Genomic DNA, 13,221 nt, shown 5'->3' on the forward strand with positions numbered 1-13,221 from the left:
TTTGTTTTTAGTCTTTCTTTCCAGTCTTGATCTTTTGTTTCTTTTGTTTGACTACGTCGAATCTTCGATTTCAAGGCAAAAGAAAAGAGGGGAATATGTTTTTAGATGAGAGATGATAGACGGATAGATAAGAGACAGAGATCATGGATTTTAAATTTTAGAATAATATTTATCTTTGTGTAGGGCGGACTGTTTCTTTAGCCTATGAGTTCATAACCCCGGGATCATTAATTAGTTTGAATTGAGTAAAGGTTAGATTATGGCAAAAAAGAGTGCGGGTATTTTACTGTTCAGAAAACAGAAAGGGGAGCTGTATGTATTTCTGGTACATCCGGGCGGGCCTTTCTGGAAAAATAAAGATGACGGAGCATGGTCGGTTCCCAAAGGGGAAATCATGGAGGATGAAGATCCGCTGGAACGGGCGCGTACTGAATTTTCAGAAGAGACCGGAAAGGAGGTTACCGGAAATTTTATTGCTCTGAAAGCCATCACCCAAAAGGGCGGGAAGACCGTTTATTGCTGGGCTGTGGAAGGAGAAATCGAGACTTCAGGATTGTCCAGCAATACGATCATGATCGCGTGGCCGCCCAGGTCCGGAAAAATGATGGAGATTCCTGAAGTAGACCGGTGGGAATGGTTTTCGGCGGAAGAGGCACGAATTAAAATCAATCCTGCGCAATGCGCATTCATTGATGAAATTGAAGGAGTACTACAATGATTACAATTCCCGGATCATTCGGAAAGTAAGGTTGATACGGGGGCGCATAAGCTCAGAAGATTTGGCAATGCGGTGTTCCCATTCCGTCTGTAAATTCCCTTTCATAATCAGTAAAGAACCATGAGCGAGGGAAATGGAGTGTTTCTGCCTGTGGTCATCCAGTTTCCTGAAATCAAAATTTCTTACCTGCCCCAGGCTCAGTGAAGCAATGGAAGACAGGGTTTCGGTAGCGTGCGTCTTGTCGCGGTGCCACGCTACGGAATCATGACCGTTACGGTATAAGTTCAGCAATACCGAATTAAAACGGCAATCCGTTTCATTTTCAATGCGTTTTTTGAGGTCCAGCAGCTCAGGCAGCCAAGGATGGGCGGTCACTGCTTTTTTACCGATCTGGTAAGAGGTGTCCGGATCGCCATACCAGGCGGTCAGGCGCGGAGTAACAACTGTTTTATCCCGTATTTTCTGCAACGTCTGCTCCCAAGGAACGGTATCAATCAATAATCTGATCAGCTGGTCTGCTTCTTCCCTGGCTAAAAATTGTTCCGTATAATCCAGCAGTTGATCGGGGAAACGGTAAAATTCATCAGAATTGAAAAGGCTAAGTTGTTGCATTACAAAATAGAGGCGTTACAGGTTCAAAATAAATCATAGTGTTACCGTATAAAAGTAACACTATGAGTTGTTCTTGCTTAAATCATTGACATATTGATACAATGACTGATGTGGTGTTGTTAAATGTGCAGTTTGCTTAATCAAGTGGTCTTCTTCCTGATATAAGGTTATAAAGGATCACAATGATGGCAATTACCAATAAGATGTGAACAAGATATCCTGTATCCATTCCCGGTACGATTCCTAACATACCTAAAAGCCAAACGACGATGCAGATTACTGCAACTAACCATAAAATACTTCTCATGACTGTAAAATTTAAAGTTATATATGAGGTTTATAGCATATTTTATGCCTTTTATGCCGGAGGATGAAAATGTGGTATCTGTTGAGCGAAAATTTTTATTGTTTAGATATTATATATCCGTCCTAATCGCTGTCTGGACCGGATTGCATGCGTTACTGCGATGATCGCTTTTTTTATGCTTAAAAGTTGAAAAACATGATTTCACACAGATTTCAGAATAATTCATGTGCTATTTAGTGCATAATTCATAGGAAACAGATATTTTTGCACGAGTGAATAGTTGATGGGAATTGGTAAGGACAATTATTTTATTCAATATATAAATGATCAACAAACCTTTGCACAATTTCCATATTCCCGTAATGGGATTGGCGTACACGATAGACAGCCCTATCCGTGTAGCGCAGTACGGAATATCTTCCGTCATTTCTATAATCGATGATGAGATTATAGAGAAAATGAAAAATTTTTACAGCAGGAAATTCAACCTGACGTATGCCGAGATTCCTGTGAAAGCAGACGATTACCGTGCCAGGAGGATTACGGACTACCTGAATATGGTAGATGAGATCGTTACGGAAAAGTTCGGAGCCTTTAAAGAGGACCTTGTTAAGAACAGAGCCACACTGAAAAGATTTACCGAAATGCTTCCCAACACTTCGGAGCTTAGAAAAAGCCTCCAGAGCTTTCTGGGCCAGAGCGGTGATTTCACTGCTGCCGTACGGCGCTGCATTGAGACCCACCTGAACCCGGGCAGCATTGACGTGAATATCATGACCAAAGTGGACAAGGACAATTACAGGGACCATGAACAGCTCCCTGTGATGTACAATGATGCCCATGCGTCACTCCGTGGATTTGCCAACAGCCGGTTATCCGCTGCTGTGGTGCTGTCTGCGGGCATGAATCCGAGGCTGTACAGCTATATGGAAACCTTTGATGATTTTTTTCCGGATGCTAACGGACAGATCAAAAAGAAGATTATCCTTAAGGTCAGCGATTTCAGGTCGGCCATGATCCAGGGAAACTTCCTGGCTAAAAAGGGACTCTGGGTATCGGAATACAGGATTGAGTCCGGACTCAACTGCGGCGGCCATGCTTTTGCCACCGAAGGTTTGCTGCTGGGACCTATCATGGAAGAATTCATGCAGAAAAAACAGGAGCTGATCCATTCAGCCTATTCCCTGATGTCCGCTGCTTTGGAGCAGAAGGGCAAACCCGGACTGTCCGGTCCCCCGGAAATGAAGATTACGGTACAGGGTGGAGTAGGTACCTCAGAAGAGCATGCATTCCTGCTTGAAAGGTTCCATGTAGATAGCGTGGGATGGGGATCTCCTTTCCTGCTGGTTCCGGAAGCCACTTCGGTAGACCGTGAAACCAGGGAACTGCTGAGGCAGTCCGGAGAACATGACTTTTATGTAAGCAACCTTTCTCCGCTGGGCGTATTGTTCAATACTGTTAAAGGCACCTCCAATGAACTCATCAGGATGCGCAGAGGAACTGTAAACCGGTATGGAAGCTCGTGCCCGAAAAAACTGCTGGCCCTCAGCAAAGAGTTTTCCCCTGAAGGAACCTGTACGGCTTCCAAAAAGTACCAGGATATCAGGCTTGCCGAACTGGATTCAGAAAAGCCGCACCTCAGCATGGAACAATTTGAGAGGAAAAAGAAAACCATCACCGAAAAAGCGTGCCTGTGCGTAGGATTGGTCAATGCCGCTTATATGGAGCAGGATATGGAAGTCAAAGGCGAGGAACAGGGAGTGGTAGTCTGTCCGGGCCCTAACCTGGCCTATTTTGATAAAGAAGTTTCCCTTTCGGAAATGGTCCGCCATATTTACGGCAACGGTGATGTGCTTTCCGTGCGCAACCGCCCGAATATGTTTATCAATGAACTTAAAATGTATGTTCAGCATCTCAGGGAAGGTATTGCAGCCTGTGGAGAAAGCCTTACCAGCGTTCAGCAGAAAAAGTGGAAAACGTTCAGGGACAATCTGTATGAAGGCATCGCCTATTATGAGGAAATGTTTGCCAACACCGGATTTTTCTGGACAGAGATCAATGTGATTAACAGGCAGCTCAGGGATTATAAGAATATGCTTGCAGAGATCGAAATCCCGGACATCCGGTAAAGATGACAAGGCTTTAAAAAATGGTTTCGGCTGCCGGAGGCAGCCGAAACCATTTTTATCATAGAATCAAAAGATTTTTTGCAGATTTTTATTTCGGAATATGCTGATGGAGGAAACCGGCAAGCATTTCCGTATTCCCTCCGTAATGATGGTCTCCATGGATGTGGACCATCTGATACGTTGCAGGATTGAGTGTAATCTCATTGTATGGAAAATGGGCAAACTCAAAATCACTCAGCACCAGCGTCAGCGGAACGTCCTTCATTCTATTGATCTCGGGAATCACTTCAAAGCTGCCTTTGAATTCCTCTCCGAAATATTCCGTAAGATGGATTTTAAAATCATTGCTTTTGGAAGGCCCGATGATAAATACCTTTTCAATTTTATTTTTGAGGTCCGGTGTAAAGCGGTTATAGACAAACGCCGTGACATCAGCCCCAAAGGAAAAGCCGATAATGATAACCTTTTTGTTCTTACGGCCGTTTAGCTGCCGGTTGATGTATTTTTCCACATCAGCAGACGTCTGAACGGGGGTTTTCCTGCTCCAGAAATATGATTTGGTATCCAGGGCAAATACATCGTAGCCGAAACTATGGAGATCCCTGCCCAGGTTTTTGGAAAAGGTATTGAACCCGGCATCACCGCTCAAGTAAAAAATAATAGGGCGGGAATCATAGTCGTCATTCCATTCCGTCACTTTAAAATCACTTCCTTTTCCACAGCCGGAGAGCATAAAGATTAAAAAAAAGAAGGGGGTTAACCGTAATAATTTCAATGTGCTGTTCATGGTTTCATTACTTTGTTTAAGGCAGCCGGGAGTAGTAAAAGATCAAGGTCATTGTTATACACCAGGTATTTGTTTTCCCAGAGGTCAGCATATTTTTCCTTAAAATTCCTCAGGCTCTGGTAGTGCTTAAAGCTTCCGAGCCTTTCATAGGCCAACTGTAAAAGCTGCTCTGCCGTATTATCGGGTTGCCGGGCTCCGGCCATCGGGGTCATTCCCATATTGATGAATTTAAGATCTTTGGCGCGGGCGTATTCCACCAGCTTAATGATGAGCGAATCAACGCTTCCGTTAGGGGCATCCTCCTTTTTGCGGATCATATCATAACTGCATTCATCCGGGGCGCAATGCGGGATGATATTCAGGAAAGCGACACAGCAGCCTTCCGGATCAAGGATCAGGATCAGGTCCTGGTTTCTGACTACTTCACGGTCAAACATCCCTTCTGCAAATACAATTTCCTTCTTATCCGATTCCGTCAGCCACTCGTCTGAAACCGCCTGGATCTGATCTATGGTGGCGTCTGATTGCGGCGCATACCTGATTTCCGTACGGTATCCTGCTTTTTCAAGTCCGTTGACCCCGTTCCTGATGGATTTCCGCTCTTTCCCGGAAAGGCTGAAATTTTCAGCATCCAGCAATGCATCCTGCCCGATGAAGAGTTTCTGTTTCCCGGAAGACGGAAAATAGGAGAGTCCGTCTTCGCCGATCCTGTAATAACAGGTTTTAAGGCTGTTCTTGCGGCAGTAGCTTTCAAATTCTTCTATCACGGTCACTTTATCTTCTGAAGCGCATACCGGTTCTTCGAGTACAACGGCAAATCCGTTGGCCGTCCGGAATGATACAAAACCATCCGCTTCTTCGGAAAAGAAAAACTGTTTATCCTGGGCCAGTTTGAAATAATCCAGGGATGAAGCACCATATTCTTCCACCAGGTTTTCGGCATCTTCGTATTTTTCGGTACTGCCATCAGTACCTTTATGGATATTGCTCCTGTACAGCGAAAAAATAAGGATCATCCAGGAAAAGGCACCCAGGATAAAGTTCAGGTTCTGGAAGTCCCTGGCAAAGCCTGTGCGGGCCACCAGTCCGGAATCGCTGAAGAGCAGGAACGTATGAAGGGTATAATAAAAAGCTTCCTCTTTGGTGAAATCGATCCCGAAATGGGATTTACTGATAAAATAAAAGCTCAGGTAATTGAAGATGAAAATAGCTGTAAAAATGCCCGTAAACCATCCGAACCCGCGCTGAAGTGAAATCCTTTTTGTCCTGAGGATATATTCTTTACGGCTGTAAACCAGCAGTCCCAGTGTCGCCAGCGCAAAAAGGGCCTCTTCGTAATCCAGGGCTTTGGTCAGGTTGAATACCACAGACATAACCGTAAAAGCCACTGCGAAATACCAGGCCCTGCGGGTCCCTTTAAACAGATGGGCGGAAGTAACCAGTAATAGAACTCCCGCAATCAGTGTCAGCGTCTTGGAGAGATGGATAACGTCCAGCGGCAGGTACCCTTTGATGATATGAAGCCGGTCTGCGAGGGCAGGCGTAATCACCGACAGGATATTGATGATACCGAGAAAAAAGATCATGACCACCGGGATCATCCGGGCCAGAAGCTTCCTTCCGCTCCAAAGATAAGCTGCAATACCGACCAGTAAAGGAAGCCAGAATTCAAACAACCGATAGAGCAAAGTAATGCCCAGACCGTCCGCATGCTGGTATCCGAAGCTGACCAGGATATAGGTCAGCGAGAATTCCACAGCACCCAATCCCCGTAGGAAAGGCGAAATGATCATCAGTACAACAGACACGATGTAAGAAATGGCCGCTGCGGAAAAAGAGGCAGGCGTGCCTAATGCATACATCGCAATAAGCAGGTGAAAAACCCCGCAGAATTCTATCCCTACAGAAATCAGCACGGTCATCCGGAAACTTTTACGGTCTATTTCACTGCTGAATATTTCCTCAGAAGAACGGATCAGCTTAGGGAATTTCCGCTCCGTAAACCGGTATAATGCATTTTTTTTCCTGAATGAAATAAAAACACCATATAACGCGAATACCAAAATACCCAGAACCGCAATCCCGGACCAGCTGCTGCTGAAATTTTTATTGATGAACAGTGCGTAGACCATCAGTGGAAGGCCAACGACAAGAACAGTCAGCAGCCCTACAAAACCATATACGGCACTTGCCTGGTGGATAGACGCTGTATTATACCCTTTGGTCCTGATGTTCCTCGGAAGATAAGCCAGGGAACTTACGCCTCCGGCCGGCAGGAAAACACTCAGGAAATTACGTTTCAGGAACAAACTGACTGCTTCAGGCAGTTTCAGGCCAAGCCCGGCACTCCGGAAACTGGTTACGTACATGAGGCCCTGAAGAATAATATAGATAATGGAAAGGGCGATACCTGCCAATATCCATTCCGTCCTGGAATTTTTAAGCTGCGGTCCTATGGAGGCAAGCTCATGCCTTTCACTCCTGAAGAAAACAAAGGCAAGCAGTAAAACAACAAAAGCCAGCAGCTCTTTCCAGCGGATCTGCCTGAACATTGCCGACAGTTTGAATTTTTTCATGTACAGTTTTTTTATCTGTTCTTATTTGAAGGCATAAAATTAAATAAAATCCGAAGACTTAGGGATTAATTTTTTAATGCTGAAATGTTTGCCGTCAAGTATTATACCAGCTTCACAACTGCAGTCAGATACTTCATTATTTTAATATAACTATATTATAAGGTATTGAATATTATAGCGTTATTCAATCGGTTTGATGGAGTTGAATGAATTTTTCTATAATGCGAAATCTCCGTATTGTGATGTTAAAATATTGTGTACATTTAAATACATGTATTTTTTCACAGTACATCAACCATTAACAAACTAATTATCATGAGAAAAAAATCATTAATGAATGCAGTTTTTGCATTGATGACAGGGCTGTTTCTATACAGCTGTCAGCAGAATCTGGAAGAACCTGCCAAAGAAGACCCGCAAAACCCGGCTGCCTCATCCATGAAAGCAGCGTCTGATCCCAGAAAGATGCTGAAATTCAGCAGTGTGGACGAGTACGATAATTTTCTATCGAATACGGATTTCAGGAACGATAAAATAGCCAATACCGATTATTCTTCGCTAAGAAGTTCGCTGGATGAATTCGATGCCAGATTTAAGTCCGCCGATACGGTGGACATAGAACAGGATCCGGCAATAAAGGATACCATCTATGAAGATTTTGAGCTTTTACCTCTAATCCTGAACCGCGAGAAGCTGGTGCAGATGGGCGGTTACATTGTACGTGTGGATGTGCCGGCAGAAAAAGCATATGCGATAGATGCCGGTAATGCCAATGCTGTAAGCATTCTTCTTAATGACCCTGGAAACAGCGCGGTGAAGCCTTTCAGTACCAAAGAGGAGATGATCAGCTATCTTTTTCACCTTATTTTCTGTAAAGACCGTTGGGCATTATATAAGAACAGTACCACCAATACCTATTGCAACAGCAGGAAAAGAACCAGAAAGATGCTGTCTTACCAGCATGCAGGGATTTATTTTGAACTGAAAGCGGAAGCAAGGGCACAGAAAAGATGGTTCATCTGGTGGAATGATTACAGTCAGTACCCAACCATTCCTTATGTATCCTATACATTTACCCAAAGATGCGGATATACCCAGAGTTGGAGTGGAAATCCGCTGAATTTCGGGCCACAGTATATCCATAATGGTAACAGGGCATCTTTTACTATTTATAAAGGATGGAAAGCTCTGAAAACCTATAATTTAAAAGCTACGATTGGAGGATGCTGGGGCAACCAGACCTTCCAGATCCAGGATTAACAGGTATTTAAAAATGAAAGAATACATGAACTGCCTTAAGAGATTAGGGCAGTTTTTATGTTTTAAAAAGTATTTAAATGGTACGTCACTTGAGCAATACACCGATTTCGGCGGCTGTCATTCCGGATCCGGACAGAATTTCAGTGGCTTTGAAGCGGATGAAGCGGGCTGAAGCCGGCTTTTGAAAGATAACGACCTGTTCAACCGGGTTTGCTTTAATATTTGAAAATTCTCCGTCTGCCGTTTCCTGCCACTGCACGCTATCTTCACTGGTCTCGATACGGTAATGGGTAACGGTACCGGAATTATCTCCGTCCTGTCGGGGCAGGTAAGTAAAGGCCTTTATGTTCTGTTTCCGGCCCATATCAATAACCATTTCAGAAGGCATGGATGAAGCCTGGCAGAACGTTTCCGGGCGGTCATCAATCGCATATTCAGCAGGATTTTTTTTACCCTGATATTTCGGCTGAACCATTTTCCATGCGGTTTTCACCGGGCCTGCCTGGAGGGAAGCCGTCTGGCTTTGCTGGCGTTCGTCTACTGCCAAAGCCTTTACTAGGCCGCCCTCAGGTAACCGGAACGGCGTACGGTAGTGTGAAGAAGATGGAGTAGGCGGGCTGCCGTCCAGCGTATAGTAGATTTTTGACCCCTTTGGTGAAGATGTGATGCTGATTTTTCCTTCGGAACTTCTTGTAATCACCGGTTTCCTGAGCAGTTCCGGCTCATGATACAATCCGAAATCACTCAGCGCAACGGCTACAGGAGATTGGGTGATGGTAAGCCTGATCCCGGAAGCAGTAACTGAATGCTGCAGCCGGATGAGCCGGTTCGCACCGATGCTTGTCGCAGCAGCGATCTTTTCCCATTTCCCTCCGGTAAAAGCTTCGATGGTAAAAGCTTCAATACGCTGGCCCAGCCTGATATTTTCCCGCAGCCGGATAACATTGAAAGTGGTTTCGGTGGGGAGGGTCAAGGTAAGCTCCGGGTTGGTTACCTGGTCATCGGTGGCCCAATAAGAATACCGGTCATCATCCAGCAGGTTCTCCGGACCGTACAGGGAAAGATTATTCCCCCGGGTATTGCTGGCGGAAAGGGAAGCACCTGCCGCAAGGTTTTTGGAAAAGGTCTGATGGAGTACGTACCCGAACTGCTGAAGCGAGGCCACATCTTCAGGATCCAGCTGTCCATCAGGGTTGGGAGACAATCCTAAGTCCAGGTTGGCCCCGCGGCCCACACTTTTGTAATAAAGGTCGAGCAGTTCATCGGGTGTTTTTACGCGGCTATTTTCCCGGGCGTGGTAAAACCATCCCGGGCGGAGGGAAACATCGCATTCGGCCGGCATCCAGTATTTTCCGTTCCGGGTCCCTTCCGTGCCCAGTTGATATTTTGTAAAGCCGTTGGAGGGAAGCCGGCCCTGTTCCGGAGCCTGAGGTTCGTAGGTAGCCCAGCAGGTTTCGCCGGCATGGCCTTCTTCATTTCCTACCCACCGGACATCAGGGCCCACATCACCGAAGATAGCCGCTCCGGGCTGTATGTTCCGGATAAGCGCCCAGGTGGTTTCCCAGCCGTAATAGGATGAACGGTCTATTTTTCGCGTTTCGCGGCTGCCGCCGTAATAGCCGTCGCCGCCATTGGCACCGTCATGCCAGGAAATGAAGAGTTTCCCGTAATTCGTATACAATTCTTTGAGTTGCCTGCGGTAAAGATCAACGTATTCCGGTTTGCCATAATAAGCACTGTTGCGGTCCCAGGGAGAGCAATAGAGGCCCAGCTTCATATCCAGCTGGTCACAGGCTTCCCGGTATTCCTGTATCATATCGCCTTTTCCGTTTTTCCAGGGGCTCTTGCGGATGCTGTGCGCAGTGGTTTCTGTTGGCCACAGGCAGAGTCCGTCATGATGTTTGGCCACGACTACCACACCTTTGAAGCCGCCTGCTTTGGCCGCTGCCACAATCTGGTGTGCATCGAACCGTGCAGGATTGATGAGGGCCGGATCTTCATCCCCGTAACCCCATTCGCGGTCGGTGTAGGTATCTACGCTGTAATGGATGATGCAGTACATTTCCATTTCATGCCAGTCCAGCTGGGCCTGGGTAGGAAGAGCTCCGTAAGGCTGCGGTGCATTTTGTGCCGAACAGGGAAGCATTCCCGCCATAAGTCCGCTCAGGAAGATCCACTTTTTCATCTGTTTTCAGGGATTATATTCTGATCCAGTATGGGATGATCGATTGTAGAGAGATGGGTGTGACCGCTTTTCAGTTCGTCAAAAACAACGATTTCGTTTTTGCCTTTCTTCAGCCACGAAGCCGGCACGTAGATGGTCTGCTGTGGGCCTATCTGCCAGTACTTTCCGAGGTTATGTCCGTTCAGAAATACAAAGCCTTTCCCGAAATCCCGCATATCCAAATAAGTATCTGCCGGCTGATTCAGGATAAAAGTTCCTTTATACAGGCCGGGCTGCCCGGCTTTTTGATCAGCTGTCCGGCTGAAAGAGAAGTTGCTCACCGTATGGAAAGGGAAACGGTACATATTCCATCCCGAAACCTCCTGTCCGTCAACGGATACGGATTCTGTGATGCCATGACGGTTATCGGCAAGGTATGGACCGTAATTGATGCGGCCGTTGTTTTCTACCCACAGATCAAGGATTGCCCCGGAAGGAATGCCGGATAAAGCTACGGAATCCTGTTTCAGCCGTCGGTCCAGGGTGGTGATATACTTTCCGTTGACATAGACCAGGGCATAATCCCTGAGCTCCCTTATTTTCAGCAAGCCGTCTTTGTTCAGAGTGGTCCGGTAGAGCACAAAGCCGTACGCCTGGCTCAGATCCTCGAAAGACAGGGGTTTTACTGATTGCTTTGGTTCCGGAAGCTGACTGAAAACACCGGCATACGCGTCCAGCATGATGTCGGCAATCTTAACCGCAGATTTCTTTGGCGGAACATCCGGAATAATCTTTCCTTTTGGAAGATGCTTTTTAATAACATTTCTGAAGGCAAAGAATTTTCCGGTCGGATTTCCTGCTTCGTCCAGGGGAGCATCATAATCATAGCTGGAAACCTGCGGGGAATACGGGTTTTGCGCATTCATATTGGCTCCGTTCATAAACCCGCGGGTAGTACCGCCGTGGAACATATACATATTCACGGAAATACCGGCCGACAAAAGCGCTTCGAGCGTCTTTGCAGACTGCTCTGCAGAAACATCCGCATGTTTTTTACCCCAGTCATCAAACCATCCTGGGTACCATTCCGCGACATAATACGGTCCTTTTCCGTTGTGGTATTGGTTGATCAGTGCTTTCACCTTGGCAGGATCTTCCAGTCCGTTGACAGCCGGAAGATAGCCCGGAAGGTATCCTTTCGGCATCTGGTCTGCCCCGTCACAGGTGAACAGGATCCCGTCAAAACCGGCTTCCCTGAATATTTTCCGGTTCAGGTCCAGGTAAGTTTTATCATCGCTGTAGGATCCGTATTCATTTTCTATCTGCACCATCAGGATGTTACCACCATGGGTCACCTGCAGGGGAGCAAGCTGTTTGGCCAGGGCATTGATGTAACGGGTATAGGCTGCCACAAACGCAGGATTGGTACTCCGCACTTTCATCTGCGGGTATTTCAAAAGCCACCACGGATAACCGCCGAACTCCCATTCTGCACAGACATACGGGCTGGGCCTCAGGACGACCCATAAGCCTTCTTCCTGGGCTGTCTTCACAAACGCAGCGATGTCATTGTTCCCGCTGAAATCATAGGTTCCCGGGAGTTCTTCATGCACGTTCCAGAACACATAGGTGCCGATGGTATTCAGTCCCATGGCTTTGGCCATTTTCATCCGGTCGCGCCAGGCTTCACGCGGGATCCGGGCACAATGCATTTCCCCGGAGATCATCTGTAAGGGTTTCCCGTCGAGTAAAAAGTCGGAATCTCCCAGGGTGAAGGTATGTTTTGCCTGTTGACCGGAGCACGGCACAACGGTACAGCAAAAAAAGAGGCTGCTGAGAATAAGGATGAGTCTGTTCATGATAGTTTATTGGCTGTTGTCCGGCCTGTATCATTGGCCGGAATCCGGAAAGCAATATACTCATATTATCGGATCCGGAACAAACATGAAAAGGTGATGTCACATAAACCGATAAAAGCGACCTGCACAGATGGTCATCCAGCCGGATTTTTTTACATTTAACTTTTAAATAAATTCTAATGATGACTGGAGAAAAAGAAGTGAAGGATTTCCTCCGTTCACTGATGCCGTTTTCAGACCAGGGCTGGGAACTGCTCAGGCCTGCACTGATGAGCCGTGAATTCCGGAAGAATGATTTCCTGCTGGAGCAGGGCAGGATCTGCCGTTCCCTGTTTTATGTGGTAAAAGGCTACTGCAAGACTTATTATGAGATCGATGGCGAGGTTAAAAACACGGGGTTCTTTTTTGAAAATGAAATCGTAACGAACATCAACAGTTTCGGTTCGGGGGAGCAATCCGAATTCAACATCATGGCCTGTGAGCCTTTAACGGCTGTTGTTTTTGACCGGGAAAAGCTGTTTGAGATTTCAAAACAGTCGGCGGAGGTCGAAGCGTTGGGCAGGAGCTGCATCCGGAGGTATGCCGTTAGGCAGGAAGAACTTCTGACCGTTTTTCAGCTGTATTCTGCGGAAGAACGGCTGGGTTACCTGGAAAAGAACAGGCCGGAACTGGTGCAGCGGGTACCGCTTTCCCAGCTGGCTTCATTCCTGGGCGTGAGGAGGGAAACCCTGAGCCGTATCAGGAGGCGCAGGGTTTCACGGTGACCATTATGTGACGATTGTCACAGGATGCTCTTCCCGAAAAGATTT

Annotated in this window: 10 protein-coding genes; 4 read left to right on the plus strand and 6 right to left on the minus strand. The window is 46.6% G+C overall.

Annotated elements, in window-relative coordinates; genetic code table 11:
* Positions 1-259: 259 nt before the first annotated feature.
* Positions 260-718 (plus strand): NUDIX hydrolase, encoded by a 459-nt coding sequence (locus CGB83_RS00065; protein WP_100073926.1) that lies wholly within the window; start codon positions 260-262, stop codon positions 716-718.
* Here the strand turns inward: CGB83_RS00065 and CGB83_RS00070 are convergent, their stop codons facing one another.
* Together CGB83_RS00070 and CGB83_RS20050 are read right to left on the minus strand one after the other, a co-directional pair.
* On the minus strand, positions 719-1,330 hold the full coding sequence (locus CGB83_RS00070) for an alpha-ketoglutarate-dependent dioxygenase AlkB family protein (RefSeq protein WP_100073927.1): 612 nt from the start codon (positions 1,328-1,330) through the stop codon (positions 719-721). It lies immediately after the preceding gene.
* 136 nt (positions 1,331-1,466) lie between these two features.
* Complete coding sequence (locus CGB83_RS20050; protein WP_143052714.1) at positions 1,467-1,637, minus strand: lmo0937 family membrane protein; 171 nt, start codon at positions 1,635-1,637, stop codon at positions 1,467-1,469.
* A 323-nt stretch (positions 1,638-1,960) separates the two neighbouring features.
* Between CGB83_RS20050 and CGB83_RS00075 the strand changes: the two genes are divergently transcribed.
* Positions 1,961-3,766, plus strand: a complete 1,806-nt coding sequence (locus CGB83_RS00075) for a hypothetical protein (protein ID WP_100073928.1) — start codon at positions 1,961-1,963, stop codon at positions 3,764-3,766.
* Between the two features lie 88 nt (positions 3,767-3,854).
* Here the strand turns inward: CGB83_RS00075 and CGB83_RS00080 are convergent, their stop codons facing one another.
* Both CGB83_RS00080 and CGB83_RS00085 read right to left on the minus strand, forming a co-directional pair.
* Positions 3,855-4,499 carry an alpha/beta fold hydrolase gene (locus tag CGB83_RS00080; RefSeq protein ID WP_157761254.1) on the minus strand — a complete coding sequence of 215 codons (645 nt, stop codon included), beginning with the start codon at positions 4,497-4,499 and terminating at the stop codon, positions 3,855-3,857.
* A gap of 50 nt (positions 4,500-4,549) precedes the next feature.
* Positions 4,550-7,129, minus strand: coding sequence for a phosphatidylglycerol lysyltransferase domain-containing protein (locus CGB83_RS00085; protein WP_100073930.1), 2,580 nt, complete (start codon positions 7,127-7,129; stop codon positions 4,550-4,552).
* A 333-nt stretch (positions 7,130-7,462) separates the two neighbouring features.
* On the opposite strand from CGB83_RS00085, the gene CGB83_RS00090 reads away from it, so the two are divergent.
* On the plus strand, positions 7,463-8,389 hold the full coding sequence (locus CGB83_RS00090) for a hypothetical protein (protein WP_157761255.1): 927 nt from the start codon (positions 7,463-7,465) through the stop codon (positions 8,387-8,389).
* Positions 8,390-8,474: 85 nt separating this feature from the next.
* On the opposite strand, the gene CGB83_RS00095 is transcribed toward CGB83_RS00090, so the two are convergent.
* Together CGB83_RS00095 and CGB83_RS00100 are read right to left on the minus strand one after the other, a co-directional pair.
* Complete coding sequence (locus CGB83_RS00095) at positions 8,475-10,574, minus strand: alpha-L-fucosidase (RefSeq protein ID WP_100073932.1); 2,100 nt, start codon at positions 10,572-10,574, stop codon at positions 8,475-8,477.
* Positions 10,571-12,412: a glycoside hydrolase family 35 protein gene (locus CGB83_RS00100; RefSeq protein ID WP_100073933.1), complete on the minus strand. Its 1,842-nt coding sequence runs from the start codon at positions 12,410-12,412 to the stop codon at positions 10,571-10,573. The genes CGB83_RS00095 and CGB83_RS00100 overlap by 4 nt, the downstream gene beginning before the upstream one ends.
* Positions 12,413-12,591: 179 nt before the next feature.
* On the opposite strand from CGB83_RS00100, the gene CGB83_RS00105 reads away from it, so the two are divergent.
* Positions 12,592-13,176, plus strand: coding sequence for a Crp/Fnr family transcriptional regulator (locus CGB83_RS00105; RefSeq protein WP_228420023.1), 585 nt, complete (start codon positions 12,592-12,594; stop codon positions 13,174-13,176).
* Positions 13,177-13,221: the final 45 nt, after the last annotated feature.

It is taken from the genome of Chryseobacterium camelliae (assembly GCF_002770595.1).
Classification (GTDB): domain Bacteria; phylum Bacteroidota; class Bacteroidia; order Flavobacteriales; family Weeksellaceae; genus Chryseobacterium; species Chryseobacterium camelliae.

What these genes read in the sequence shown, in the direction of transcription:
- CGB83_RS00070 (WP_100073927.1), bottom strand. Translation starts at nt 1,330, where the DNA reads ATGCAACAACTTAGCCTTTTCAATTCTGATGAATTTTACCGTTTCCCC.
- CGB83_RS00080 (WP_157761254.1), bottom strand. Translation starts at nt 4,499, where the DNA reads ATGCTCTCCGGCTGTGGAAAAGGAAGTGATTTTAAAGTGACGGAATGG.
- CGB83_RS00075 (WP_100073928.1), top strand. Translation starts at nt 1,961, where the DNA reads ATGATCAACAAACCTTTGCACAATTTCCATATTCCCGTAATGGGATTG.
- CGB83_RS00095 (WP_100073932.1), bottom strand. Translation starts at nt 10,574, where the DNA reads ATGAAAAAGTGGATCTTCCTGAGCGGACTTATGGCGGGAATGCTTCCC.
- CGB83_RS00100 (WP_100073933.1), bottom strand. Translation starts at nt 12,412, where the DNA reads ATGAACAGACTCATCCTTATTCTCAGCAGCCTCTTTTTTTGCTGTACC.
- CGB83_RS00085 (WP_100073930.1), bottom strand. Translation starts at nt 7,129, where the DNA reads ATGAAAAAATTCAAACTGTCGGCAATGTTCAGGCAGATCCGCTGGAAA.
- CGB83_RS00105 (WP_228420023.1), top strand. Translation starts at nt 12,592, where the DNA reads ATGATGACTGGAGAAAAAGAAGTGAAGGATTTCCTCCGTTCACTGATG.
- CGB83_RS00065 (WP_100073926.1), top strand. Translation starts at nt 260, where the DNA reads ATGGCAAAAAAGAGTGCGGGTATTTTACTGTTCAGAAAACAGAAAGGG.
- CGB83_RS20050 (WP_143052714.1), bottom strand. Translation starts at nt 1,637, where the DNA reads ATGAGAAGTATTTTATGGTTAGTTGCAGTAATCTGCATCGTCGTTTGG.
- CGB83_RS00090 (WP_157761255.1), top strand. Translation starts at nt 7,463, where the DNA reads ATGAATGCAGTTTTTGCATTGATGACAGGGCTGTTTCTATACAGCTGT.